Annotated in this window: 24 protein-coding genes; 17 read left to right on the top strand and 7 right to left on the bottom strand. The window is 73.5% G+C overall.

Annotated features, from left to right (window positions below; translation table 11 throughout):
- Window positions 1–128: 128 nt before the first annotated feature.
- The gene (locus AB0K43_RS27520; RefSeq protein ID WP_363644348.1) at window positions 129–1,322 is read left to right on the top strand and encodes an RtcB family protein; all 1,194 of its coding nucleotides are present in this window, start codon (window positions 129–131) and stop codon (window positions 1,320–1,322) included.
- A 115-nt stretch (window positions 1,323–1,437) separates the two neighbouring features.
- On the top strand, window positions 1,438–2,358 hold the full coding sequence (locus AB0K43_RS27515) for a glutaminase (protein ID WP_363644346.1): 921 nt from the start codon (window positions 1,438–1,440) through the stop codon (window positions 2,356–2,358).
- 69 nt (window positions 2,359–2,427) lie between these two features.
- Here the strand turns inward: AB0K43_RS27515 and AB0K43_RS27510 are convergent, their stop codons facing one another.
- On the bottom strand, window positions 2,428–2,706 hold the full coding sequence (locus AB0K43_RS27510) for an HPr family phosphocarrier protein (protein ID WP_363644344.1): 279 nt from the start codon (window positions 2,704–2,706) through the stop codon (window positions 2,428–2,430).
- A 98-nt stretch (window positions 2,707–2,804) separates the two neighbouring features.
- On the opposite strand from AB0K43_RS27510, the gene AB0K43_RS27505 reads away from it, so the two are divergent.
- From AB0K43_RS27505 to AB0K43_RS27490, 4 genes are all read left to right on the top strand, one after another.
- Window positions 2,805–5,591, top strand: coding sequence for a GNAT family N-acetyltransferase (locus AB0K43_RS27505; RefSeq protein WP_363644342.1), 2,787 nt, complete (start codon window positions 2,805–2,807; stop codon window positions 5,589–5,591).
- Window positions 5,592–5,686: 95 nt separating this feature from the next.
- Window positions 5,687–6,277 (top strand): DUF5998 family protein, encoded by a 591-nt coding sequence (locus AB0K43_RS27500; RefSeq protein ID WP_363644340.1) that lies wholly within the window; start codon window positions 5,687–5,689, stop codon window positions 6,275–6,277.
- Window positions 6,278–6,290: 13 nt separating this feature from the next.
- A complete protein-coding gene (locus tag AB0K43_RS27495) occupies window positions 6,291–7,454 on the top strand; it encodes a nucleotide pyrophosphatase/phosphodiesterase family protein (protein ID WP_363644338.1) in 1,164 nt (387 codons plus the stop codon).
- A 34-nt stretch (window positions 7,455–7,488) separates the two neighbouring features.
- The gene (locus AB0K43_RS27490) at window positions 7,489–8,145 is read left to right on the top strand and encodes a thymidine kinase (RefSeq protein WP_363644336.1); all 657 of its coding nucleotides are present in this window, start codon (window positions 7,489–7,491) and stop codon (window positions 8,143–8,145) included.
- A 28-nt stretch (window positions 8,146–8,173) separates the two neighbouring features.
- Here the strand turns inward: AB0K43_RS27490 and AB0K43_RS27485 are convergent, their stop codons facing one another.
- Complete coding sequence (locus AB0K43_RS27485; RefSeq protein WP_363644334.1) at window positions 8,174–8,953, bottom strand: VOC family protein; 780 nt, start codon at window positions 8,951–8,953, stop codon at window positions 8,174–8,176.
- 133 nt (window positions 8,954–9,086) lie between these two features.
- Between AB0K43_RS27485 and AB0K43_RS27480 the strand changes: the two genes are divergently transcribed.
- Window positions 9,087–9,935 carry a sulfurtransferase gene (locus AB0K43_RS27480; RefSeq protein WP_363644332.1) on the top strand — a complete coding sequence of 283 codons (849 nt, stop codon included), beginning with the start codon at window positions 9,087–9,089 and terminating at the stop codon, window positions 9,933–9,935.
- Between the two features lie 84 nt (window positions 9,936–10,019).
- Here AB0K43_RS27480 and sepH read toward each other — a convergent pair whose 3' ends face one another.
- Entirely contained in the window at window positions 10,020–11,117 is a 1,098-nt protein-coding gene (sepH, locus tag AB0K43_RS27475; RefSeq protein WP_363644330.1) for a septation protein SepH, read from the bottom strand.
- A gap of 437 nt (window positions 11,118–11,554) precedes the next feature.
- Here sepH and AB0K43_RS27470 point away from each other — a divergent pair, with 437 nt between their 5' ends.
- Window positions 11,555–12,379, top strand: coding sequence for a hypothetical protein (locus tag AB0K43_RS27470; RefSeq protein ID WP_363644328.1), 825 nt, complete (start codon window positions 11,555–11,557; stop codon window positions 12,377–12,379).
- Window positions 12,380–12,383: 4 nt separating this feature from the next.
- Here the strand turns inward: AB0K43_RS27470 and AB0K43_RS27465 are convergent, their stop codons facing one another.
- Together AB0K43_RS27465 and AB0K43_RS27460 are read right to left on the bottom strand one after the other, a co-directional pair.
- Entirely contained in the window at window positions 12,384–13,700 is a 1,317-nt protein-coding gene (locus AB0K43_RS27465) for a D-arabinono-1,4-lactone oxidase (RefSeq protein WP_363644326.1), read from the bottom strand.
- 79 nt (window positions 13,701–13,779) lie between these two features.
- The gene (locus AB0K43_RS27460; protein WP_363644324.1) at window positions 13,780–15,027 is read right to left on the bottom strand and encodes an MFS transporter; all 1,248 of its coding nucleotides are present in this window, start codon (window positions 15,025–15,027) and stop codon (window positions 13,780–13,782) included.
- Between the two features lie 136 nt (window positions 15,028–15,163).
- On the opposite strand from AB0K43_RS27460, the gene AB0K43_RS27455 reads away from it, so the two are divergent.
- Both AB0K43_RS27455 and AB0K43_RS27450 read left to right on the top strand, forming a co-directional pair.
- Complete coding sequence (locus tag AB0K43_RS27455) at window positions 15,164–16,300, top strand: ferrochelatase (RefSeq protein WP_363644322.1); 1,137 nt, start codon at window positions 15,164–15,166, stop codon at window positions 16,298–16,300.
- Window positions 16,301–16,365: 65 nt separating this feature from the next.
- Window positions 16,366–17,172 (top strand): inositol monophosphatase family protein, encoded by an 807-nt coding sequence (locus AB0K43_RS27450; RefSeq protein WP_363644320.1) that lies wholly within the window; start codon window positions 16,366–16,368, stop codon window positions 17,170–17,172.
- A 167-nt stretch (window positions 17,173–17,339) separates the two neighbouring features.
- On the opposite strand, the gene AB0K43_RS27445 is transcribed toward AB0K43_RS27450, so the two are convergent.
- A complete protein-coding gene (locus tag AB0K43_RS27445) occupies window positions 17,340–17,525 on the bottom strand; it encodes a hypothetical protein (protein WP_350640699.1) in 186 nt (61 codons plus the stop codon).
- Between the two features lie 598 nt (window positions 17,526–18,123).
- Between AB0K43_RS27445 and AB0K43_RS27440 the strand changes: the two genes are divergently transcribed.
- The 4 genes from AB0K43_RS27440 (at window position 18,124) to AB0K43_RS27425 (ending at window position 22,213) form a co-directional block, all read left to right on the top strand.
- A complete protein-coding gene (locus tag AB0K43_RS27440) occupies window positions 18,124–18,777 on the top strand; it encodes a response regulator transcription factor (protein ID WP_350640684.1) in 654 nt (217 codons plus the stop codon).
- 65 nt (window positions 18,778–18,842) lie between these two features.
- Entirely contained in the window at window positions 18,843–20,159 is a 1,317-nt protein-coding gene (locus AB0K43_RS27435; protein ID WP_363644317.1) for a HAMP domain-containing sensor histidine kinase, read from the top strand.
- A gap of 294 nt (window positions 20,160–20,453) precedes the next feature.
- Entirely contained in the window at window positions 20,454–21,428 is a 975-nt protein-coding gene (locus AB0K43_RS27430; protein ID WP_363644315.1) for an acyl-ACP desaturase, read from the top strand.
- 485 nt (window positions 21,429–21,913) lie between these two features.
- Window positions 21,914–22,213 carry a DUF4193 domain-containing protein gene (locus AB0K43_RS27425; RefSeq protein ID WP_033817777.1) on the top strand — a complete coding sequence of 100 codons (300 nt, stop codon included), beginning with the start codon at window positions 21,914–21,916 and terminating at the stop codon, window positions 22,211–22,213.
- Window positions 22,214–22,460: 247 nt separating this feature from the next.
- On the opposite strand, the gene AB0K43_RS27420 is transcribed toward AB0K43_RS27425, so the two are convergent.
- Window positions 22,461–22,919, bottom strand: a complete 459-nt coding sequence (locus AB0K43_RS27420) for a DUF3093 domain-containing protein (protein WP_363644313.1) — start codon at window positions 22,917–22,919, stop codon at window positions 22,461–22,463.
- 244 nt (window positions 22,920–23,163) lie between these two features.
- On the opposite strand from AB0K43_RS27420, the gene AB0K43_RS27415 reads away from it, so the two are divergent.
- From AB0K43_RS27415 to AB0K43_RS27405, 3 genes are all read left to right on the top strand, one after another.
- Complete coding sequence (locus AB0K43_RS27415) at window positions 23,164–23,703, top strand: PaaI family thioesterase (protein WP_363644393.1); 540 nt, start codon at window positions 23,164–23,166, stop codon at window positions 23,701–23,703.
- A complete protein-coding gene (gene dut / locus AB0K43_RS27410; protein ID WP_363644311.1) occupies window positions 23,700–24,167 on the top strand; it encodes a dUTP diphosphatase in 468 nt (155 codons plus the stop codon). Before AB0K43_RS27415 ends, dut begins: the two co-directional genes overlap by 4 nt.
- A 78-nt stretch (window positions 24,168–24,245) precedes the next feature.
- On the top strand, window positions 24,246–25,046 hold the full coding sequence (locus tag AB0K43_RS27405) for a DUF3710 domain-containing protein (RefSeq protein ID WP_363644309.1): 801 nt from the start codon (window positions 24,246–24,248) through the stop codon (window positions 25,044–25,046).
- Window positions 25,047–25,414: the final 368 nt, after the last annotated feature.

The raw sequence follows: 25,414 nt of genomic DNA, 5'->3' as shown, positions 1-25,414 counted from the left end.
CGACCGTCCTCCCGACGGTTGTCGGCCTGAGCGCGGTCCTTCGCGACTTCCCCGAGCCACGCCGGGACTTCATGTGCGCGGCAACTCTCCTACGCTTGAAACAACCGACCCTGGGAGGTCGTACCACCATGTCGTACACCGAGGTTCCCGGCGTCCGCGTCCCGATCCGGATGTGGGCCGACCCGGCCACCGTCGAGAGTCAGGCCATGGACCAGCTGCGCAACATCAGCACGCTGCCCTGGCTGCACGGCCTCGCCGTGATGCCCGACGTCCACCTGGGCAAGGGGGCGACGGTCGGCTCCGTGATCGCCATGAAGGGCGCGGTCTGCCCGGCGGCGGTCGGCGTCGACATCGGCTGCGGGATGACGGCCGTCAAGACCTCGCTCACCGCCAAGGACCTGCCGGACGACCTGTCCCGGCTCCGCTCCAAGATCGAGCAGGCCATCCCGGTCGGCCGCGGCCTGCACACGGACCCGGTCGACCCGGGCAAGCTGCACGGCTTCGCCGCGGCGGGGTGGGACGACTTCTGGGGCCGCTTCGACGCGATCGCACCCGAGGTGAAGTGGCGGCGCGAGCGGGCGGCCCAGCAGATGGGAAGCCTCGGGTCGGGCAACCACTTCATCGAGGTCTGTGTCGACACGACCGGCGCGGTGTGGCTGATGCTGCACTCCGGGTCGCGCAACATCGGCAAGGAGCTGGCGGAGTACCACATGGGGGTGGCCCGTTCGCTGCCGCACAACCAGGGCCTGGTCGACCGCGACCTCGCGGTGTTCATCGCGGACACCCCGCAGATGGCGGCCTACCGGCAGGACCTGTTCTGGGCGCAGGAGTACGCCAAGAACAACCGGGCCATGATGATGGCGCTCTTCCAGGACGTCGTCCGGCGCGAGTTCCCGAAGGCGAAGGTGGCCTTCGACGAGATGATCAGCTGCCACCACAACTACGTCGCGGAGGAGCGGTACGACGAGGTCGACCTGCTGGTCACCCGCAAGGGCGCGATCCGGGCCGGCTCGGGCGACTACGGGATCATCCCGGGCTCGATGGGCACCGGCTCGTACATCGTCCGCGGCCTGGGCAACGAGGCCTCGTTCAACTCGGCCTCGCACGGCGCCGGCCGCAAGATGAGCCGGACGGCCGCGAAGAAGCGCTTCACCCAGCAGGACCTCGCCGAGCAGACCAAGGGCGTGGAGTGCCGCAAGGACTCCGGCGTGGTCGACGAGATCCCCGGCGCGTACAAGTCGATCGAGAAGGTCATCGCGCAGCAGAAGGACCTGGTCGAGGTGGTCGCCGAGCTCAAGCAGGTCGTCTGCGTCAAGGGCTGACCGTCGGCGGGCCGGGGTGCGGGGGAGCCGCGCCCCGGCCCGCCGCGCTGTCCCGGTCCGTCGCGTCCCGCAGGACACACCTGTCCTGCAAGACACATTCGTCCCGCAGGACACAATGGCCCCCGTGGACTACCAGGGACTGCTGCACGAGGTGATGGACCAGGCGCTGCGCGGCCAGGCGCGGGGGCGGGTCGCGGACTACATCCCGGCGCTGGCCGAGGCCGATCCGGAGGCCTTCGGGATGGCGATCGCGACGGTGGACGGCGAGGTGTACGGGGCGGGGGACTGCGACCAGCCGTTCTCGATCCAGTCCGTGTCGAAGCTGTTCACCCTGGCGCTGGCGCTGGCCGAGGGCGACGACGGGTTGTGGCGGGGGGTCGGGCGGGAGCCGTCCGGCAATCCGTTCAACTCGCTGGTGCAGCTGGAGACCGAGCAGGGCATCCCGCGCAACCCCTTCATCAACGCGGGCGCGCTGGTGGTGACGGACCGCCTGCTGGAGCTGACCGGGGACGCGGCCGGTGCGGTGCGGGACTTCCTGCGGGCCGAGTCGGGCCGCGCGGGGGTGGACACCGACGACGCGGTGGCGGCCTCGGAGGCGCGGCACGGACACCGGAACGCGGCGCTGGCGCACTTCATCGCCAGCTACGGCAATCTGCGCAACCCGGTGGACAGCGTCCTGGTGCACTACTACGCGCACTGCGCGATCGCGGCGAGCTGCCGCGACCTGGCGATGGCCGGGCTGTTCCTGGCCCGGCACGGGATAAGGATGGACGGCTCGCGGCTGCTGACCCGCAGCGAGGCGAAGCGGATCAACGCGGTGCTGCTGACCTGCGGGACGTACGACGCGGCGGGCGAGTTCGCGTTCCGGGTGGGGCTGCCGGGCAAGAGCGGGGTGGGCGGCGGGGTGCTCGCGGTGCTGCCCGGGCGTGGCTCGGTCTGCGTGTGGAGCCCGGGGCTGGACGCGGCGGGCAACTCGGTGCTCGGGGTGGCGGCGCTGGACGCGCTGACCACGGCGACCGGGTGGTCGGTGTTCTGAGACCGGTCCGAGCACGTCGAAGGGGTGCCCCAGCGGTTCGGCGGGGGCACCCCTTCGGACTGTGCGGGCTCAGGCGGCCGGCAGCTGGTCCAGGCCCTCCTGGACCAGCTTGGCGATGCGGTCCAGCGCCTCGTCGGCGCCGTCGGCGTCCGAGGCCAGGATGACCGTGTCGCCGCCTTCGGCGCCGAGGCCGAGCAGGCCGAGCATGGAGCCGGCGTTGACCGCGTTCCCGCCCTCCTTGGCGATGGTGATCGGCAGGCCGGTGGCAGTCACGGCGCGGACGAAGACGGAGGCGGGACGGGCGTGCAGGCCCTCGGGCCAACCGATGGAGACGCGGCGCTCGGCCATGAGACGTGCCTTTCAGGTGGTGCTGGTACAGCCATGTTGTCTAGACCAGTGTTGCATGCCGGGCGCCATCCGGCCCGCCGCCCGATAACCTGACGATCGTGGACGACTCCGCGGCCCGCCCCCCGCACCGGGGCGACGAGCACAGCTACCCCCAGCACTGGGAGGCCGACGTCCTGCTGCGCGACGGCGGCACGGCCCGGATCCGGCCGATCACCGAGGACGACGCACAGCGCCTGGTGGACTTCTACGAGCAGGTCTCCGACCAGTCCAAGTACTTCCGCTTCTTCGCCCCGTACCCGCGGCTGTCCGACAAGGACGTCCGGCGCTTCACCCACCACGACTACATCAACCGGGTCGGCCTGGCGGTGGTGGTCCGCGACCGCTTCATCGCCACCGTCCGCTACGACCGGATCGACGCCGACGGCCGCCCGTCCACCACCGGCACCGACGCCGAGGTGGCCTTCCTGGTCCAGGACGCGCACCAGGGCCGCGGCGTCGCCTCCGCGCTGCTGGAACACATCGCGGCCGTCGCCCAGGAGCGCGGGATCCGCCGCTTCACCGCCGAGGTGCTCCCCGAGAACCGCAAGATGGTGAAGGTCTTCACCGACGCCGGCTACACCCAGCACCGCAGCATCGCCGACGGCGTGGTGCACCTGGAGTTCGACCTGGAGCCGACCGCCGCCTCGCTCGCGGTGATGCGGGCCCGCGAGCACCGCGCCGAGGCCCGCTCGGTGCAGCGGCTTCTCACCCCGCGCTCGGTCGCCGTGCTCGGGGTCTCCCGCAGCCCGCACTCGGTCGGCCGCTCGCTGCTGCGCGACCTGGCCGGCTTCCGCGGCCCGGTGTACGCGGTGAACCGGAGCGCCCCGGCCGGCACCGAACTCGACGGGGTGGCCACCCACCGCCGGGTCGGGGACATCCCCGGGCCGGTCGACCTGGCGATCATCGCCGTCCCGGAGCCCGGCGTCGCCGCGGCCGTCGCCGAGTGCGGCGCGCACGGCGTGCAGGGCCTGGTGGTGGTGACCGCCGGGTTCGCCGAGACCGGGCCGGAGGGCCGCGACCGCCAGCGCGCGCTGGTCCGCCAGGCCCGGGCGGCCGGCATGCGGGTGGTCGGCCCGAACGCGTTCGGCCTGATCAACACCGACCCCGGGCGGCCGCTGAACGCCTCGCTGGCGCCGGTGCTGCCCGACCGCGGGCCGTTCGGCCTGTTCTGCCAGTCCGGCGCGATCGGGGTGGCGCTGCTGGAGGCGGCCCACCGCCGCGGGCTCGGCGTCTCCTCGTTCGCCTCGGTCGGCAACCGGGCCGACGTGTCCGGCAACGACTGGCTGCAGTACGGCGAGGAGGACGAGGCCACCGAGGTGCTGCTGCTCTACCTGGAGTCCTTCGGCAACCCGCGCAAGTTCACCCGGATCGCCCGCCGGCTGGCCGCCGCCAAGCCCGTGGTGGTGCTCAAGGGCGCCCGGCACACCGGCAGCCTGCCGCCCGGGCACGCCGTCCAGCCGGCCGCCGGCCGGCTCCGGGACGCGACCGTGGACGCCCTGTTCCAGCAGGCCGGGGTGGTCCGGGTGGACACCATCACCGAGCTGTTCGACACCGGCGAGCTGCTCGCCGGTCAGCCGCTGCCGGCCGGCGACCGGGTGGCCGTGGTCGGCAACTCCGACTCGCTCGGCCTGCTCACCCACGACGCCTGCCTCAGCGCCGGACTGCGCCCGCGCACGCCGGTCGACCTGACCACCGCCGCCACCGGGGAGAACTTCCGGATCGCGCTGCACACCGCGCTGCGCGACCCCGGGGTGGACGCCGTGATCGCGGTCGCCATCCCGCCGATCGGCGTGCAGGGCACCGGCCCGGACCAGGAGCTGCGCGCGGACGATCCGGAGATCGCCGCGGCGCTGCTGGACGCCGCCGCGCTCGGCCGGGAGCTGGGCAAGCCGCTGCTGCTCAACCACCTCGCGCTGACCGGCCTGGCCGAACGGCTGCGCCCCGGCCGGATCCCCGCCTACCCGGCCCCCGAGCGGGCCGTGCACGCGCTGGCCGACGCCGTCCGGTACGCAGACTGGCGCCGGCGCACCGCCGAGGCCGAGCAGACCGCCCGGGTGCCCGAGCTGGACGGCATCGACGAGGCCGGCGCCCGGGCGCTGGTGGAAGCCGCGCTGAACACCAGGGCGGCGGTCGCCGCCCGCACCCAGCCGGGCGGCGCCCGGGTCACCCTGCCCGAGGCCGACACGCTGAGCCTGCTGGCCCGCTACGGCATCGAGGTCAGCCCGGTGCTGCCGGCCCCGGACGAGGAGAGCGCGGTGCGCGCCGCGACCCACCTGGGGTACCCGGTCGCGCTCAAGGCCACCGCCGACCACCTGCGGCACCGGGCCGACCTCGGCAGCGTCCGGCTGGACCTGACCGGGGAGGCGCAGCTGCGCCGGGCGCACCGGGAACTGGACGCGCTGCTCGGCGGGGCAGGCCGGGCCGAGCTGGTGGTGCAGCGGCTCGCCCCGCGCGGGGTGGACACCGTGATCGGTGCGGCGGTCGACCCGGCGGTCGGCGCGATCCTCTCGTTCGGGCTGGCCGGCGCCCCCTCCGAGCTGCTCGGTGACCTGGCGCACCGGCTGGTGCCGGCCACCGACCGGGACGCGGCCGAGCTGATCAGGGAAGTCCGGGCGGCCCCGCTGCTGTTCGGCTGGCGCGGCGCCGCCCCGGTGGACACCGGGGCCCTGGAGGAGCTGCTGCTGCGGGTCTCCCGGCTGGTGGACGACCTGCCGGAAGTGGCATCGGTCGACCTCGAACCGGTGGTGGTGGCCCCGCGCGGGCTGGCGGTGCTGGGCGCGCAGGTGCGGATCGCGCCCCTGCCGGTCCGGACCGATCTGGGACCGCGCGCCATGAGCACCCTGTAACCTTTCGTGGTTGCGCCCCTTCGAAGGGCGCGGAAGGCCCGGAAGCTCGGCGCAGTGCCGCCCGCTTCGTCGGCGGGACATGCCAGGATGGAGTTATGGCCAAGACCGGTACCACCACCACGCAGGACCTGCGGTCCGCGATCGAGCGCAGCGGCTACTACCCGGCGCTGGTGTCCGAGGCGGTCGAGTCCGCGGTGGGCCCCGAGCCGATCAGCTCCTACCTGGTCCACCAGGAGACCACCTTCGACGCCAACGAGGTGCGCCGGCACGTGACGGTGCTGGTGCTGACCTCCTCGCGCTTCGTGGTGAGCCACACCGACGAGCAGAACGGCGACGCGGGCAACCCGGTGCCGTACGCGACCACCTCCACCGAGACGGTCCGGCTGGACCGGATCAACTCCGTGGTGGTCAGCCGCATGGTCGCCAACCCCGAGACGTACACGCCCGGCACGCTGCCGCGCGAGGTCGTGCTGACCATCGGCTGGGGCGCGGTGCAGCGCCTCGACCTGGAGCCGGCCGGCTGCTCGGACCCGAACTGCGAGGCGGACCACGGCTACACCGGTTCGGCCACCGCGGACGACCTGTCGCTGCGGGTCAGCGAGGCGGGGGACGGCCCGGAGACGGTGGCCCAGGCCCTGGTGTTCGCCCGCGCGCTGTCCGAGGCGACCGTCAGCACCCGGGTCTGAGGTCCGCCAGCGAATGCCGCACCTCGACTACGACTCCTTCGAGATCCTCGACCCCTCCGACGCCCCCGTCCCCGCCTACGGCAGCGGCTCGCTGGCCGACCTGCTGCCCGCCGTGGCGACCGGCCTCGGCCTGCCCGGCTTCGACAGCGGGCTGGTGCTGGAGCCCGCCGACCGGGTCTGCGTGTTCCTGGTCGACGGGATGGGCTGGGAGCTGGTCCGGCGCCACCCCGAGTACGCGCCGTTCCTGACCTCGCTGATGGCCGGCTCCAGCCCGATCACCGCGGGCTTCCCGTCCACCACGGCCACCTCGCTGGCCTCGGTCGGCACCGGCACCCCGCCCGGCCGGCACGGGCTGGCCGGCTACACGGTGGCCGTGCCCGGCACCGGGTACCTGATGAACCAGCTGCGCTGGCAGCCCCCGGTGGACCCGGTGAGCTGGCAGCCGTACCCGACCGTCTTCGAGCAGGTCCACCAGGCGGGGGTGGCGACCAGCCAGGTCTCCTCCCCGCTGTTCGCCCAGACCCCGCTGACCAGGGTCGCGCTGTCCGGCGGTTCCTTCCTCGGCCGCACCACCGGCGAGGAGCGGATGGACGAGGCGGCCCGCTGGCTGGCCGACCACGACCGGGCGCTGGTCTACACCTACGTCAGCGAGCTGGACGGGGCCGGCCACCGCTTCGGCGTGGACTCCGACGACTGGCGGATGATGCTCAACACCGTCGACCGGCTCGCCCGCCGGCTGGCCGAGCAGCTGCCGCCGCGCTCCGCGCTGTACGTCACCGCCGACCACGGCATGATCGACATCGCGCCCGAGGACCGGATCGACTTCGACGAGGACTGGGAGCTGAGCGCCGGCGTCGCCCTGCTCGGCGGCGAGGGCCGGGCCCGGCACGTGTACGCGGTGCCCGGTGCGGCCGCGGACGTGTTCACGGTCTGGAGCGAGGTGCTCGGCGACCGGATGTGGGTCGCCACCCGGGACCAGGCGATAGCCGCGGGCTGGTTCGGCCCCGTGGTGGACGACCGGGTCTACCACCGGATCGGCGATGTGGTGGCGGCCGCCAGGGACGACATCGCGGTGATCGCCTCCCGGAAGGAGCCCGGCGAGTCCTCGATGATCGGCCTGCACGGCTCGATGACCCCGGTCGAACAGCTGGTGCCGCTCCTCGAAGTCCGTGCCTGACCGGCAATCTCACTGAAAGGCCCTCGCTCCACCCATGGCTGAACTGGTGTTCTTCTCGGGCACGATGGACTGCGGCAAGTCGACGCTCGCGCTCCAGATGGACCACAACCACGCGGCGCGCGGCCGGACGGGCATCATCTTCACCCGCCACGACCGGGCCGGCGCCGCCACCATCTCCAGCCGCCTCGGGCTGCGGGCCGACGCGGTCGAGGTCGCGGACGACTTCGACTTCCAGGCGCACGTGGTCCACCTGCTCTCGGCCGGCGGCAAGGTGGACTACCTGATCTGCGACGAGGCCCAGTTCTTCTCCGCCGAGCAGATCGACCAGCTCGCCCGGGTGGTCGACGAACTCGGCATCGACGTCTACACCTTCGGCATCACCACCGACTTCCGGACCAGGCTCTTCCCCGGCTCGCAGCGGCTGATCGAGCTCGCCGACCGGGTCGAGGTGCTCCAGGTCGAGGCGCTCTGCTGGTGCGGCGCCCGGGCCACCCACAACGCCCGGACGGTCGGCGGGGTGATGGTGGTCGAGGGGGCCCAGGTCGTGGTCGGCGACGTCGCCGTGAACGAGGACGAGATCGGCTACGAGGTGCTCTGCCGGCGCCACCACCGCCGCCGCCTCACCGCGGCCACCGCTCGCGCCGCCGTGCTCTCCCCGGACGTCCTGCCCTTCGAGGAGCACTCCCGCTGAGCCTCGGCCCCGACCCCCGGGGCCCCGGTCAGCCGGTCGGCTGGACCACCGAGAACTGGCCGCCCCGCGGGTCCGCCAGCCGGGCCACCCGGCCGAACGGCGTGTCGTACGGGCCCACCCGCAGCACCCCGCCCAGGTCCAGCACCTGGTGCACCGTCAGGTCGGCGTCCGCCACCGCAAAGTGCACCCGCCAGCGCGGCGGCCCGTTGCGCAGGTCGGTGCTGTGCCGGATGCCGGCCACCGGCAGCCCGCCGACCAGCAGTTGCGCGTCGTCCTCGCCGCGGGCCACCGCACCGGCCGCGGCGGACACCACGGACCGCCCCAGCACCGCCCGGTAGAACACCGCCGCGCTCTCGTCGTCCCCGGTGACCAGCTCGTTCCAGGCCGGCGCGCCAGGCTCCCCGACCACCTCCCAGCCCAGGTGCTCGGCCGCCTCCCAGATCCCGAAGACCGCGCCCGACAGGTCGGCGGCGATCGCCATCCGCCCGGCCCGGTCCGCCGTCAGCGGTCCGACCGCCACCGTCCCGCCGCACTCCCGGATCCGCTGCGCCACCTCGTCGGCGTTGTCCACCGCGAAGTACGTGGTCCACTCGACCGGGTAGCAGGTGCCGGCCGGGGTGACGCCGAGTCCGGCGACCTTCGCACCGTTCAGGGTGGCCCGCACGTAGGGGCCGAGCCGGGTCGGCCCCGGCTCGAACTCCCAGCCCAGCAGGGCGCCGTAGAACGCCCTCGCGCCCTCCAGGTCATCGGTCATCAGGCTCACCCAGCAGGGCGTGCCCTGAGCCAGCCGCAGCTTCACCGCAGTCATCGCGTCCCCTCACCGGGTGGCCGACGCTTCCAGGCCGAATGGTTCCACCCGGGCCCGGCCGGGAGCCCGCGACCGACCGGCGAGCCGGGCAAAGACCGTACAAAGAGCTGAGGTGCGGGGCGACAATGGCGGCATGACGGCTACTTCCACCCCGCTGATCCAGGTCGCCGAGCTGCAGTCCGCGCTCGGTGCGACCGACCCGCCGGCCCTGCTGGACGTCCGCTGGCAGCTGGGCGGCCCGCCCGGCGCCGAGGAGTACGCCGCCGGTCACCTGCCCGGCGCGCACTACCTCGACCTGGACCACGACCTGGCCGAGGCGCCGGGCGCGGCCGGCCGGCACCCGCTGCCCGATCCGAAGCGGCTCGGCGAGGCACTGCGCCGCGCCGGGGTGAGCGCCGGGCGCTCGGTGGTGGTGTACGACGCCGGGCCGGCCACCTCGGCCGCCCGGGCCTGGTGGCTGCTGCGCTGGGCCGGGCACGGGGACGTCCGGGTGCTGGACGGCGGCCTGGCCGCCTGGCGGGCGGCCGGCCTGCCGGAGAGCACCGAGCCGCCGGCCGCGGCGGAGGGCGACTTCGAGCCCGCGCCCGGGCGGCTGCCCACCCTGGACGCCGACGGGGCGGCCGAACTGGCGCGCACCGGGCTGCTGCTGGACGCCCGGGCGGGTGAGCGCTACCGCGGCGAGGTCGAACCGGTCGACCCGCGCGCCGGGCACATCCCGGGCGCCGTGTCCGCGCCGACCACCGACAACCTGACCGCCGACGGGCACTTCCGCCCCGCCGCCGAGCTGGCCGCCCGCTTCGATGCGCTGGGCGTGGCCGGCCGGGCGGTCGGGGTCTACTGCGGGTCCGGCGTCACGGCCGCGCACGAATTGCTGGCGCTGGAGGTGGCCGGACATCCGGGCGCGGCCCTGTATCCCGGCTCCTGGAGCGAGTGGTCCGGGCAGCCGCAGCGCCCGGCTGCGACCGGGGCACAGCCCGGCTGACCGGAACGCCGAACGGGTGGCCGCCCCTCGTCGGAGGGGCCGCCACCCGTTCGGCCTGGCTCTGCTGCTCGGTCCGGCGTCTTGTCAGTCCTGCTTCTTGCGCCGGCTGCCGAAGACGATCTCGTCCCAGCTGGGCACGGTGGCCCGGCGGCCCGGCCGGACGCCGTCCGCCTCGGCCTGCCGGTCCGTCGTCCCGACCAGCCGCTCCCGGTGCGGGGCGACCGAACGGGGCATCAGGATGTCCGCGTACGCCGAGCCGGCGCCGATGCTGGCCGCGGGCGCGGCCGGCTCCTCGGCCACCTCGGGCTCCTCGACGACGGCCGGCTCGGGAGCCGGGCCGATCGCCAGGTCGCCGCGGAAGGCGGGCACCACGTCGAGCAGGCTGGTCAGCGAGTCCCGGGCGTCGGCGACGGCCTCCCGGCTCTCGCGCGCCTCCCTGACCTCACGGACCTCGCGGACCTCCCGGGAGGACATGATCCGGTCGGCCGAGGGCCGCTCGATCATCGGGCGGGCCGGCCGGTCCTGGGGGAGCCGGGCGATCCGCGGGATGAACGGGAAGACCGAGTCCTCCTCGCGATCGACGTTCTCGCCGATCAGCGCGCGGGCCTCGTCGTCGTTCGGCTGCACCAGCCGGCGCGGCGGGTCGTACGTCCAGCTGGCGGTACGGGCCTCGCCGTCCGCGCGGTACGCGAGGATGACCTCCCAGGTGCCGTCGTCCCGGCGCCAGGAGTCCCACCGCTCGGCGTCCTTCTCGGCGCCGCGCAGCGCGAGCCGCTCGGCCACCGCCTCGCCGAGCTGCGGACCGGTCGACTCGCCGTGCCGGCGGATCGCGGTCTTGCGGGCCCGCTCGGCCATGAAGGCGCGCTCGGCCAGCACGGGGCCCTCGAAGCGGCGGACCCGGTCCACCGAGATCCCGGCGGCCTGGGCGACCTCCTCGGCGGAGGCACCGGCTCGTATCCGCGCCTGGATGTCCCGGGGGCGGAGGTGGCTCTCGACCTCGATCTCGATCTGGCCGAGCCGCGGGCGGTCACCCCGGACGGCGGCGCGCAGCCGCTCGTCGATCGGGAGGGTGTACTCCGTGCTGTCGGCAGCCTTGAGCACCAGCCGTGTGCCGTCGTTGCTGACGGCCACGACGCGCAGTTCGGGCACGGTTACCTCCCGGGTGGTGCCTGCCGACGTCACCTGCGTCGCTGCTCCCGTACTGAGTGTGGCCTGCCCGCTGGCGAGTGGCCACAACCTTGCAGAGTTACCCGGCGTGTCGGGCTTTCGCCCGGGCGCGCCGCTGTGGCACGGTTGCCTGTTTGCCACGTCGCCGGTCGACGTTGCGCCCGGGCCTTCCGATCGTCTTCCGACGGACTGCCGATTGATTGACCGAAGGCTCAGGCTCCACGAACAGTACTCCATTCGTGGCATCGAGAGGGGCGGCTCGCCGCTCAAGTCTCCCGCGAATCAGCGGAATCTCAAGAGCTCGCACCCCAATGGCAGACCATCGATCAGCCAGTGGTGATCATCTTCACATATATCGACTTCAGGGAGTCGGATTTTCGCCCCATGTGTCCTTCTCTGTGCAAGATGGACCGACTTGTTCGAAAACGTGACGGGCTGACCAAGGGGTGTCGATGCCGCAGCAGAGGGAGCAGTCCGCACCGGAGGCCGGCACCGCGGCGAAGGCCGAGGGCGGCCGCGGGCGGCTGGACCTGAGCGTGGCCCAGGTCGCCGCGAGCGCGCTGGCGACGGTGGTCGGTGCGGTGCTCGCCTCCGAGCTCGGCGTGTACGGCACGATCATCGGCGCGGCCGTGGTCAGTGTCGGCGCCACCGTCGGCAGCGCCTTCTTCCAGCACCTCTTCCGGCGCACCGGCGAGCAGTTGCGCGGCGCGGTCGACCGCGGACCGGGCGCCACCGCCAACGGCCTGCGCCAGGTGCCCGCGGCGTGCGAGGCCGGGCCCGCGGCGCCGTCGGGGGAGTGGAACGAGCCGCAGCTGGTCCGGGCCAGGAGACGCTGGACCTGGCGCACCGGCGCGGCGGTGTCCGTGCTGGTGTTCGCTCTCGCGATGGTGCCGATCCTGGCGGTCGAGGTGCTGGCCGGGGAGCCGGTGAGCAGCCTGACCGGCGGGGACTCGCGGACCGGGACCTCGTTCAACCCGGGCCGCGGCGAGTCGGTGCGCAGCCCGTCCGGCCCCGAGCGCTCCACCGGCGGCTCCGATCCGGCGGCGGTGCCGCCCTCCGCGCCCGGCGGCTCCCCGGGCGCCGGCGGCACGCCGTCCGCGACCCCGTCGCGCGGCTCCTCGGCCACGCCGTCCGGCACGCCCTCGGGCAGCCCGTCCGGCACCCCGTCGAGCAGCCCCTCCGGAGGTCCGTCCGGCAGCCCGTCGGGCGCTTCGTCCGGCGCGGCGTCGACCGCCCCGGGCGGCGCGGCGCCGCCCTCCGGCACGCCGGTCGGCTGACCGGTCAGGCGCCCAGTACCCGGCGCAGGTAGTCGTTGCCGAACAGCCGCCCCGGGTCGACCTTGTCGCGCAGCGCCGTGAAGTCGCCGAAGCGCGGGTAGACCGAGGCGAGGTACTCGGCGTCCCTGGTGTGCAGCTTGCCCCAGTGCGGGCGGCCCTGGTGAGCGGCCATCAGCTGCTCGACCGCGGTGAAGTAGCCCTGCTCGGAGCTGCCGCGGAAGAGGTGGACGGCCAGGTAGACGGTGTCCCGCCCGCTCGCGGTGGACAGCCAGAGGTCGTCGGCGGGCGCGACCCGGACCTCCACCGGGAAGCTGATCCGCCAGTCGGAGCGCTCCACCAGCGCCTTCAGCTCGCGCAGCACCTCGGTGGCCGCCGCGCGCGGGACGGCGTACTCCATCTCGATGAAGCGGACCTTGCGCGGGCTGGTGAAGACCTTGTAGGCGGTGTCGGTGAAGGTGCGCTCGGACCAGGCGCGGCTGGCGAGCTGGGCGATGGTCGGGATGGTGGCGGGGAAGCGGCGGCCGACCCGGCAGGCGCCCTCCCAGACGGTGTTGGAGAGGAAGTCGTCGTCCAGCCAGGCCTTGAACCGCGGCAGCGGGGCGGCCGGGCCCTGGCTGCGGTTGTTGCGCTTGGTGGAGCAGCGGTCGGTGTGCGGGAACCAGTAGAACTCGAAGTGCTCGTTGACGGCGGCCAGGTCCTCGAAGCGCTCCAGCACCTCGTCGAAGACCATCGGCTGCTCGTGCGCGGTGAGCAGGAAGGCGGGCTCGACGCCGAAGGTGAGCGCGCTGACCACGCCGAGCGCGCCGAGGCCGAGGCGGGCGCCCTGGAACAGCTCGGGGTTCTCGGTGGGCGAGCACTGCTGGACCGAGCCGTCGGCGAGCACGATCTCCAGCGCCTTGATCTGCGCGGCCAGCGAGCCGGAGTCGCGGCCGGTGCCGTGGGTGCCGGTGCTGGTGGCGCCGGCCACGGTCTGCACCTCGATGTCGCCCATGTTGGTGAGCGAGAGCCCGGCGGCCTCCAGCAGCCGGTTGAGCCGGTGCAGGGGGAGGCCGGACTCCACGGTCACGGTGCCCGCCTGCGGGTCGATGCCGCGCACCGCGGTCAGCGCGTCCGGGCGGATCTGCACGCCGTCGCCGGGGGAGGCTATCGAGGTGAAGGAGTGGCCGGAGCCGACCGCTTTGACCGTGCGCCCCTGCCCGGCGGCCCGGCGGACCACCTCGGCGAGCTCATCGACCCCGGCGGGGGCCACCACCTGACCGGGCCGGGCACTCTGGTTGCCGGCCCAGTTGCGCCAGCCTGCGGTGGCGGTGCTCTGGGGCATGCGGAGGCCTCCTGCTCACGGACTACCAGTGGGTAGGGTGAGCGTAGTCACTCACCCCCCACCGGTCCATGGTCCCCGCTCAGCCGGGCAGGCTGCTTCCGGCCGGGGCCGGCGACTCGGCGGCCAGCCCGCCCCGCAGCCGGGAGAAGCCGGCCAGCGCGACCAGGACACCGAAGCCCGCGGCCGCCACCGGCACCCAGTAGCCCGCGGCCGCGCCGGCGGCGTCCACCAGCCAGCCCGCCGCGGCGGAGCCGAGCGCCACGCCCAAGGCCAACCCGGTGGTGGTCCAGGTCATCCCCTCGGTCAGCTGAGCGGCCGGGACCAGCCGCTCGACCAGGGCCATCGCGGTGATCAGGGTCGGCGAGATGGACAGCCCCGCGAGGAAGAGCGCCGCGCCGATGCCGACCAGGCCGGCGGTGCCGCGCAGGGTCGAGGCGACCAGCAGCAGCGGCACCATGCTGACCGCCATCACGGCGATCCCGGCCACGAAGCGGATCGCCATCGAGCCCTTCAGCTTCAGCGTCCCGAACACCACCCCGGCCAGGCACGAGCCCAGCGCGTACACCGCGAGTACCAGACCGGACGCGGACTTCTGCCCCTGCGCCTGGGCGAAGGCCACGGTGACCACCTCCACCGAGCCGAAGATCGCACCGGTGGCCACGAAGGTCAGCACCAGCACCTGGAGGCCCGCCGAGCCGATCGCCGAGCCGCCGCTGTGGTGCGCCGAGGGGTGCACCGGCGGCTCGGTCCGGCGCTGCGCGGTGAACAGCAGCACCCCGACGCCGAGGAACAGCCCCGCCAGCACCAACCCGGCCTCCGGGAACACCGCGGTGGCCAGCCCGATCGACAGGATCGGCCCGACGATGAAGCAGATCTCGTCCACCACCGCCTCCAGCGAGTACGCGGTGTGCAGCTTGGGCGGCTCGGCGCTGTACAGGTGGGCCCAGCGGGCCCGGACCATCGAGCCGGTGCTGGGCATCACGCCCATCCCGACCGCGCACGCGAACAGGGTCCAGGCCGGCGCCCCGAAGTGGGCGCACAGCAGCAGCCCGACCGCGGCGAGCAGGGTGGCCGCGGTGGCGGGCCGTGCCACCCGGCGCTGCCCGTACCGGTCGACCAGCCGGGAGACCTGCGGGCCGAGACCGGCCGCGGAGAGCGCGAGCACCGCCGAGACCGCGCCCGCCAGCCCGTACGAGCCGCGCAGCTGCGCGAGCATCGTCACGATGCCGATGCCCGTCATCGAGATCGGCAGCCGGGCGACGAAGCCGCTGGAGGAGAAGGCCAGACTGCCGGGGGCGGCGAAGATCTGGCGGTAACTGGACAGCACGGGGGCTCCGCGGAAGAAGGGGTAAGGAACAAGGTTCGCAGACACAGCTTACGAACTCCGGCAACCGGAAATCCCCCGCAGGCCCCCACGGCGGCCCGCCGCCGCGCCCGGGTCGGCTGGTGGCAGGATCGGTGCCATGTCCGACACGCCCACCGCCACCGACCACGCGCCCTACGACGCGCTCCTGCTGCTCTCCTTCGGCGGCCCCGAGGCCCCCGAGGACGTGGTGCCGTTCCTGGAGAACGTCACCCGCGGCCGAGGCATCCCCAAGGAGCGCCTGGCCGAGGTCGGCAAGCACTACTTCCTGTTCGGCGGCGTCAGCCCGATCAACGAGCAGAACCGCGAACTGCTCGCCGCGCTCCGCAAGGACTTCGCCGAGCACGGCCTCGACCTGCCGGTCCACTGGGGCAACCGGAACTGGGCCCCCTACCTGACCGACACCCTGCGCGAGCTGGCCGCCGACGGCCACCGCCGGGTGCTCACCCTCGCCACCAGCGCGTACGCCGGCTACTCGGGCTGCCGCCAGTACCGGGAGAACCTGGCCGACGCGCTGGCGCAACTGAGCGCCGAAGGGCTGCCGGAGCTGCGGGTCGACAAGCTCCGGCACTTCTACAACCACCCCGGCTTCGTCGGCCCGATGATCGACGCCACCCTGACCGCGCTCGACGCGCTGCCCGCCGGCGTCCGCGACGGCGCGCACCTCGCCTTCACCACGCACTCCATCCCGAACGCGATGGCCGACAGCTCGGGCGCCCCCGACGACCCGGCCCGCGGCGAGCCCGGTGGCGCCTACGTCGCCCAGCACCTGGAGGTCGCCCGGCTGGTGGCCGACGCGGTCGCCGAGGCCACCGGCGTGCCGGACCGCCCCTGGCAGCTGGTCTTCCAGAGCCGCAGCGGGGCCCCGCACATCCCGTGGCTGGAGCCGGACATCTGCGACCACCTGGAGACCCTGCACCAGGCCGGCGCGGCCGCCGCCGTGCTGGTCCCGATCGGCTTCGTCTCCGACCACATGGAGGTCAAGTACGACCTGGACACCGAGGCCGCCGCGAAGGCCGCCGAGCTCGGCCTGCCGGTCGCCCGGGCGGCCACCGTCGGGACCGACCCCCGCTTCACCGCCGCGGTCCGGGAACTCGTGCTGGAGCGGGCGGCCGTCGAGCGGGGCGTGCCGGTGGAGCGCTGCGCCCTCGGTACGCTCGGCGCGAGCCACGACGTCTGCGCCGTCGCCTGCTGCCCCAACCCGCGCGCGCCCCGGCCCGCAGCCGCCCAGCTCTGACGTCCGTCCCGCTGCCGCCCCGCCTTGCCCCGCCGTCCGTCCAGGCCCTCAGGAGGAACCAGCCCGTGTCACCCAGCCCCGACCTGCTCGCCGAACTGCTGGAGCTGGCCAAGGAGGCCGCGATCCGGGCCGGCTCGCTGCTGCGGGACGGCCGTCCGGCCGACCTCGGGGTGGCCGCCACCAAGAGCAGCCCCGTGGACGTGGTCACCGAGATGGACCTCGCCTCGGAGAAGCTGATCCTGGAGCTGATCGGCGAGCGCCGCCCGGCCGACGGCTACCTGGGCGAGGAGGGCGCCGAGCGGAACGGCACCAGCGGCGTCCGCTGGGTCGTCGACCCGCTCGACGGCACGGTCAACTACCTCTACGGCCTCCACAACTGGGCCGTCAGCGTGGCCGCCGAGCTGGACGGCCGCGCGGTGGTCGGCGTCGTCTACGCACCGGCCCGGGGCGAGCTGTTCCACGCCGTGCTCGGCGGCGGCGCCTACCTGGACGGCCACCCGGTCTCCTGCCGGCCCGCGCCGCCCTGGGGCCAGGCGCTGGTCAGCACCGGTTTCAACTACGTCCAGTCGGTCCGGGTCCGGCAGGCCGAGGTGCTCCTGCACCTGATGCCGGAGTTCCGGGACATCCGGCGCGGGGGCGCGGCCGCCGTCGACCTCTGCGACCTCGCCGCGGGCCGGGTGGACGGCTACTTCGAGCGGGGCCTCGCCCCGTGGGACCGGGCGGCCGGGGTGCTGATCGCCCGGGAGGCCGGCGCACTGGCCGGCGGGCGCCCGGGGCAGGAGCCGGACGGCGACCTCACGGTGGCCGCCCCGCCCGGGCTGTTCGAGCAGCTGCAGCAGCGGCTGGACGAGATCGGGGCCTGGCGGGACTGAACCGCCGCCCGGGGCCGCCCGCCGCAGCGGCCGGCCCCGCGCGGCGGGGCAGTGAAGGGCCCTGGCACAGGGGTTGTGCCAGGGCTCGCGTTTTCTTGTCGCCCCCGGTGCTGCGGGGCGGGTGCGGTGCTGTGGTACGACCGCTGCTGGTAAGGCTGCGGGCTCGGTCAGGCGGCCGCGCGGTGCATCTCGTGCACTGCGTCGACCCCGTGCTCGGCAGCCAGTCTGCGCAGGTCCTCCAGCTCGGACTGCTCGACCTCGGCCAGGAAATCGTCCCCGGACTCGAGTGCGCGGTGGAGATCCTGCTCCGCATTCCTTATGCGCTGCAGGATTCCGTCGGTGAAGGCGTCCATACGGGCCCCCTTGCTGTGTCGAACGGGCACGGTCCGCATGCTCCCCGGCCGACGGATCGAGATCAACGGAAGCGCCGAGCCCGGTGACTGTCTCTCCGGTCGGGCGCGGGAGCCGGTCTGCGGCGGCTACCGGTGACATTCGATCCCCAGGCCGGTGCGGATGAACACGCGGCGGGTGGGTGCGACCCGCGCGGTGGCGGCATCGCTGGTGTGGGGTTGTCCTCCCCGCCCGGGGGCCGGGGAAACCTCCCCGAGCGAGAAAGTTGCCCGCGTCACAGTCCAATCGGAGCGGCCGTCGCCGGATCGGGTGCCCCGCCTGCTCCGGGCCGCCCCGGCCACCGGGCCCCGGGCCCCGGCTCCGTCCGGCCCCGGGCGCCGGCCCGGCCCGGCCAGGACCCGCGGCGGCGGGGGGCAAGGGCCGGCCGGCCGGTCTTACTGCGGCTTTAGCCGGGAACCAGGCAGGATGGGCAGCACCGTCGGAGTCGTCCGCCAGCCCCGAGGCCGCCCGCGGCCCGCGGCGTGTCGACCCCGCGCCCGGCGCACAACGGCCCGCACGGGCGTCCACGGTGGGGCCGCACCAGCAGAAGGGACCACCACCGTGCGGGTACTCGTCGTGGAGGACGAGCAACTCCTCGCCGAAGCCGTCGCCACCGGCCTGCGCCGCGAGGCGATGGCCGTCGACGTCGTCTACGACGGGGAGGCGGCGCTGCAGCGCATCGCCGTCAACGACTACGACGTGGTCGTCCTGGACCGCGACCTCCCCCTGGTCCACGGTGACGACGTCTGCCGCCGCGTGGTCGAGCAGGGCCTCGCCACCCGGGTGATCATGCTGACCGCCTCCGGCGACATCAGCGACCGGGTCGAGGGACTGGAGATCGGCGCCGACGACTACCTCCCCAAGCCGTTCGCCTTCAGCGAACTCGTCGCCCGGGTCAGGGCGCTGGGCCGCCGGGCGACCGTCCCGCTGCCGCCGGTGCTGGAACGCGCCGGGATCAGCGTCGACCCCGGCCGCCGCGAGGTGATCCGGGACGGCCGGACGGTCCAGCTCGCCCCCAAGGAGTTCGCGGTGCTGGAGGTCCTGATGCGGGCCGGCGGCGCCGTGGTCTCGGCCGAGCAGCTGCTGGAGAAGGCCTGGGACGAGCACACCGACCCGTTCACCAACGTCGTCCGGGTCACCGTCATGACCCTGCGCCGCAAGCTCGGCGACCCGCCGGTCATCGTCACGGTGCCCGGCTCCGGCTACCGGATCTGAGGGCCGCCGGAGCCGGCCCCGAAGGCACCGCCACCCCGCCACCGCAGCACCCGAGAGGACCAGCCATGAACACCCCGCCCCCCGCCGGCGGGGCCCCCGGCACGCCCACCGGCGGCCCGGGCCCGATCCCGCCGCGCCCGGCCCGGCCCCCGCGGGCCGCCGACCCGGTCGAGCACCGGCGCGAGACCCCGGCCTACCGCCCCGGCGACGGCCTGTTCGCCTGGCTCGCCCTCCGGCCGACCATCCGGATCCGGCTCACCCTGCTCTACGGCGGCATGTTCCTGATGGCCGGCGTGGTGCTGCTGCTGCTGATGTACTACTTCGTCCGCCAGGCTTTCCAGGGCGCCTCGCTGCCCCCGCTCAGGCTGGGCCCGAACGTCCAGATCACCACGCCCGACGGCATCGTCATCAACAACCAGACGGCGCTGGACCGCTACATCGACAACTACCAGGCCGTCGAGGCCGACCAGGCGCTCAACACCCTGCTCCGCAAGGCCCTCACCGCGCTGGTCTGCCTCGCCGTGATCGCCTTCGCCGCCGGTTACGCGATGGCCGGCCGGGTGCTGCGCCCGCTCGGCCGGATCACCCGCACCGCCCGCGAGGTGGCCGGCTCCGACCTGCACCGGCGGATCCAGCTGGACGGCCCGGACGACGAGCTCAAGGAGCTCGCCGACACCTTCGACGACATGCTCCAGCGCCTCGACCGGGCCTTCGACTCCCAGCGCCGGTTCGTCGCCAACGCCTCGCACGAGCTGCGCACCCCACTCGCGATCAACCGCACCCTGCTGGAGGTGCAGCTCTCCGATCCGGCCGCCTCGCCCGACCTCCAGCAGCTCGGCAAGACCCTGCTGGCCACCAACGAACGCAGCGAGCAGCTGGTCGAGGGCCTGCTGCTGCTCGCCCGCAGCGACAACGAACTCACCGACCGGCGGCCGGTGGAGCTCTCCGAGGTCGCCCTGCGGGCCCTCGAGCAGATCCGGCCGGAGGCGGTCACCCGGGAGGTCTCACTGCGCCCCGAACTGGCTCCGGTGACCGTCTCGGGCAACGGCGTGCTGCTGGAGCGGATCGCGCTGAACCTGCTGCAGAACGCGGTGCGGTACAACACCCCCGACGGCTGGGCGGAGATCATCACCCGGGCCACCCCGGAGGGCGGCGGCGAGCTGGTGGTGAGCAACACCGGCCCGGTGGTGCCCGGCTACGAGCTGGAGCACATCTTCGAACCGTTCCGGCGGGTCAAGGGCGCCGACCGGACCAGGAGCGACAAGGGGGTGGGCCTCGGCCTGTCCATCGTCCGCTCGGTGGTCCGGGCCCACGGAGGTGTCATCGACGCCTCCTCCAGGCCCGGGGGAGGCCTGACCATCCGGGTCCGCATCCCCGGCTGACCAAGGGGCGCCCAAGCCCCGCCGGGCGCCCCCGAGAGCTTCTCGAAGCCGCCCACCAGCCAGGCGGCCCGCGGTCCGTGCCCGGACCGTCCTCGCCGCCCCTGCCCGCCGTGTCGGATTGACATAAGGCCTGGCAGGGGCGGCTTGTCTTTTCGCGCCGAGACAACTTACGGTGTCGTAACCTACGCAGCCGTAGGTCAGTCGTCCCGACCGGCTCCGCCGGTGTCCCGGCCGGCCGGCCCGATCGGCCGCCGCCCTTGTCCGCCACCCTCGTCCGCCCCCGGGAGAACCGCCGTGACCATCGCCCCCGTGCAGCGCACCGCCACGTCCGCCTGGACCGACGCGCGGCTGATCCTGGAGCTCGAAGCCGTCGTCGAGACCGAGCTCAACCGGCACCTCAAGGTCGCCAGGGAGTGGATGCCGCACGAGTACGTGCCGTGGAGCCAGGGGCGGGACTTCGACGGCGTGCTCGGCGGCGAGGCCTGGGCACTCGACCAGTCCAAGGTCACCCCGCTGGCCCGGATCTCGCTGGTGGTCAACCTGCTGACCGAGGACAACCTCCCCAGCTACCACCACGAGATCGCCACCATGTTCGGCCGCGAGGGCGCCTGGGGCACCTGGGTGCACCGCTGGACGGCGGAGGAGGGCCGGCACGGGATAGCCATTCGCGACTACCTGCTGGCCACCCGGGCCGTCGACCCGGTGGAGCTGGAGCGGGCCCGGATGGCGCACATGGGCGAGGGCTTCGCCTCCGACAACTCGCACAGCATGCTGCACTCGGTGGCCTACGTGGCCTTCCAGGAGCTGGCCACCCGGATCGCCCACCGCAACACCGGCCACACCTCGGGCGACCCGCTGTGCGACCAGCTGCTGGCGAAGATCGCCAACGACGAGAACCTGCACATGGTCTTCTACCGGAACCTGCTGCGCGCGGCGCTGGAGATCGCCCCGGACCAGGCCATGCGGGCGATCGCCGACGTCGTGATCAACTTCCGGATGCCCGGCCACGGCATGCCCGGCTTCGAGCGCTCCGCCGCCCAGATCGCCATCGGCGGCGTGTACAACCTCCGGATCCACCACGACGACGTGCTCCAGCCCGTGCTGCGGCACCTCAAGGTCATGGAGACCACCGGTCTGGGCCCGGAGGGCGCTCAGGCCCAGCAGGAGCTCGGCCTGTTCCTGGCGGGTCTGGACGCCCAGGCCGCGAAGTTCGACGAGCGCCAGGCCGCCCTGCTCGCGCGCCGCGCGGCCAACGCCGCCAAGCGCTGACCAGGGGCGCCCGGGCGCCGGTGGTGCGCCGGCCGTGCGCCCCAGGCGTGCCGAATGTCTGGATTTCGGCAAAAAAGTCCCCGCTGTGTCCTATCTCACATCCGGTAGCTCGGTACGGTCGGGTGATCTCTCTGGGTGATCACTCGTTCGAGTGATGGTCGGCCCGGGGGTGACCGTGCGTCGGGCCGGCGGATTTGTTGACGTGTCGCCAAAGCCTTTCGGCGTCAGGGAAGTTGGGGATCGAACGCCGCTCCGACGGCTACCGGGGGTGACTGTCCGAGTGGCCGGGGGTCATGGCACCGACGCCGCACGGTGACGCTGTCCGGGACCTGTTCGATCACCCCAACGGGCTTGAGGTTGGGTGTCGATTGAGTAACAGGGCTTGAAGTAAGGCACAATCTCGGCCTCGGGTCGGGCACAAGACCGACCCCCCAAGCGTTACGTGCGCTGGAGATACCGCACACACCCAAAGGGGGAGAGCGAAAATGGCAACGGACTACGACACCCCGCGCAAGACCGATGACGACCTCAACGAGGACAGCATCGAGGAGCTCAAGGCACGTCGGAACGAGAAGGCGACCAGCACGGTCGACATCGACGAGTTCGACGCGGCCGAGGGTCTGGAGCTTCCGGGCGCAGACCTCTCGAACGAAGAGCTGTCCGTCCGGGTGCTTCCGCGCCAGGCCGACGAGTTCACCTGCATGAGCTGCTTCCTTGTGCACCACCGCAGCCAGCTGTACAGCGAGAAGAACGGCCAGCCGATCTGCCGGGACTGCGGCGCCTGAGCACCACGCGGCCATGGCCCGGGCAGGCCCTCCACGGCCGGCCCGGTACGCCGCCCCGACCGACCCTCGGCAGCAGGGCCGGAGGCAGCATCAGCCGCCGCCGCGAGCGGTGGCACCCGGTAGGCGAGTCCTGCCGTGACCGGCGCACCACCGGAGAACGGGACGGTCCCGCAGCGATGCGGAGCCGTCCCTCCTCTGTGTCCGGGGCCGTGTCCGGGGCCGTGCCCGGCCCGGGCTCGGGGTCCGGTCAGCGCGCACTCCGGCCGCGGGCCGCCTCGATCGCCTCGGCCAGCCGCTGCGGGGAGCGGGTGGAGAGATAGACGTACGGGGTCGGGTCGGCCGGATCCGAGATCTCGACCCGCAGGGCGGTCGGCACGTAGCTGCGCAGCAGCATGAAGGCGCGCGGGTCCGCCTTGACCGAGCGCCAGGCGAGCGCCTCCGCCCGGTCCAGCGGCCGGGCCTCGCCCAGCGCTCCCACCGGGATCCGGGCCTGGCCGGCCACCAGCGAGCCCTGGACCACCCGGATCCGGGCCGAGCCGTAGTTGCTGATCGCGGCCGCGGCCGCGACGAACCCGACGACCAGCCCGGCCAGGGCGCCCAGCTCACTGAGCCTGAGCATGATCAACGCGAGCGAGAGCCCGGTCGCGACGGGCAGCAGCCACCAGGAGCGCGGGACGGTGAGGCGTTCGTCGTACATGCCCTCCATTGTGTGCGCCGGGCCGGCCGCCCCCCGACGCCGCCCCCGGGGAGCCGCCCGGAAGCGCCGGGGCGGCCGGGGTGCCGGCTGTGACACAACTGGTGTGACACTGCCTCCCCGCGGCTTGCTACCAGCCGGTAGGGTCGCGGCTGTGACCGGATCCATCGCCCCGCTGCCCACGTCGCAGCCCGCGGACGAGCCCAAGGCGGCCGCCCCGTTCCTCACCCCCACCACGCCGCCGGCCGGTGCCACCATCCCCGACCGAGCCCCTGAGGCGCCGGCCCCGGGCGCCCGGCTCGGCTCGCACTACGACCACTGCTTCGGCTGCGGGCCGCAGCACCCGCAGGGCCTGAGGCTGGACGCGGTGGCCGGTGAGGGCCTCACGGTCGACGCCGAGTTCACCGTCCGCCCCGGCCACCAGGGCGGACCGGGGCTGGCGCACGGCGGCGTCCTGATGACGGCGATGGACGAGACCCTCGGCACGCTGAACTGGCTGCTCCACGCCCCGGCCGTGACCGGCCGGCTGGAGACGGACTTCGTCCGCCCGGTGCCGGTCGACTCGGTGCTGCACATCCACGCCTGGGTGACCGGGGTGCACGGCCGCAAGATCTACAGCGCGGCGGAGGGACGGATCGGCGGCCCGGAAGGACCGGTCGCGGTGCGAGCCCAGGCACTCTTCATCCAGGTGAAGCTGGAACACTTCACCACGCACGGTCGTCCGGAGGACATCAAGAAGGCCCTGGACGACCCCGATCTGCTGAAGCGCAGCCGAGCCTTCGAGGTGAACCCGTGAGCACCACCCCGCGTCCGCCGGTGGACATCCTGATCAACCGGATCGACCCGGACCTGCCGTTGCCCGCCTACGAGCACCCGGGCGACGCCGGAGCCGACCTGCGCACCACGGTCGACGCGGAACTCGCCCCCGGCGAGCGGGCCGTGCTGCCGACCGGTGTCGCCATTGCGCTACCGGACGGTTACGCGGCGTTCGTGCACCCGCGTTCGGGACTCGCAGCTCGTTGCGGCGTTGCACTGGTGAACGCCCCAGGGACCGTCGATGCCGGGTACCGTGGTGAGATCAAGGTGATCGTCGTCAATCTGGACCCGCGCGAGGGGGTCAGCTTCCGCCGAGGGGACCGCATCGCCCAGCTGGTCATCCAGCAGGTCGAGAAGGCGCGGTTCCACGAGGTGGCCGAGCTGCCGGGGTCGGCACGCGCCGCGGGTGGGTTCGGGTCGACCGGTGGCCACGCCGCGGTCTAGCATGCCCGCGGTCTCGCAGTAGCCGAGCAGGTATTCGCTTCGGACCTGGATCCGTCCGGGCCGGGAAGGACAGTGACCGTGTTCCGTCGTCGCCACAAGAGCGAGGACGCTGTCGAGCAGCTCGCCGAGGACGCCACCAGCGCCGACGAGACGGCCGATGACGTCGAGGACTCCGCCGAGAGCGAGAACGACGCCGAGCTGGACCCGGCCGACCGGGTCGGCCTGCCGCCGGCGCCCCGTCCGGACGGCCCGTGGGACGTCTCCGAGCTGGAGGGCCCCGAGGAAGGCCGGGTCGACCTGGGGGGCCTGCTGGTCCCCGGGGTCGAAGGCATGGAGCTGCGGGTGGAGGTGGCCGGTGACTCCATCGTCGCCGCCACGCTCGTCCTCGGTAACAGTGCGATCCAGCTGCAGGCCTTCGCCGCCCCCAAGTCCGAGGGCATCTGGGGCGAGGTCCGCGAGGAGATCGCCAACGGCATCACCGCCCAGGGCGGCCTGATCGAGGAGGAAGAGGGCCCGCTGGGCTGGCACCTCCGCGCCCAGGTCCCCGTGCAGCTGCCGGACGGCACCCAGGGTGTCCAGCTGGTCAGGTTCGTGGGCTGCGACGGACCGCGCTGGTTCCTGCGCGGTGTGATCTCCGGCCAGGCCGCGGTCCAGCCCGAGATGGCCGGCATTCTGGAGCAGGTCTTCCAGCAGACGGTCGTCGTTCGCGGCGAGACCCCGATGGCTCCGCGCGACCCGATCGTGCTCAAGCTTCCCGAGGACGCCCAGATGGTCGCCGACGGCGGCCCTGGCACCGGGGCGGAGGAGGGTGGCAGCCGGTACGGCACCGCCCCTCTGGACCCCTTCGCCCGCGGCCCGGAGATCACCGAGGTCCGCTGAGCAACAGCCCTGTCGCCCCCGCCGGCCCGGCCGGCGGGGGCGATTTGCTTGCGAGGGGCCGAGCCCCGTACAGTTCCGGAGTCGCACCGCGAGGGGCGGCCACAGCAAATCGGATGAATGATTCTCCGGAAAACGGAGCAGAAAGCATCTGATAAGCTGGAAACACGAAAGACCGGCCAGTTGGTGAATGAAACTCCGGAAAACGGAGCGGAAAACATCTGCTAGGCTGGGAAACACGAAAGAACGAAGCGCCCGGAGAGTTCACGAGAGTGACTCGAAGGAAGTGTCCGTTCCTTGAGAACTCAACAGCGTGCCAAAAGTCAACGCCAGATATGTTGACATCCCCGGCCGGTCCTCTGGATCGGTTG

Origin of the sequence: Kitasatospora sp. NPDC049258 (genome assembly GCF_040678895.1) — a bacterium.
Taxonomy (GTDB): Bacteria; Actinomycetota; Actinomycetes; order Streptomycetales; family Streptomycetaceae; genus Kitasatospora.
The sequence above is the reverse complement of the archived record's forward strand: the minus strand, read 5'-3'. Positions and strand labels throughout refer to the sequence as shown.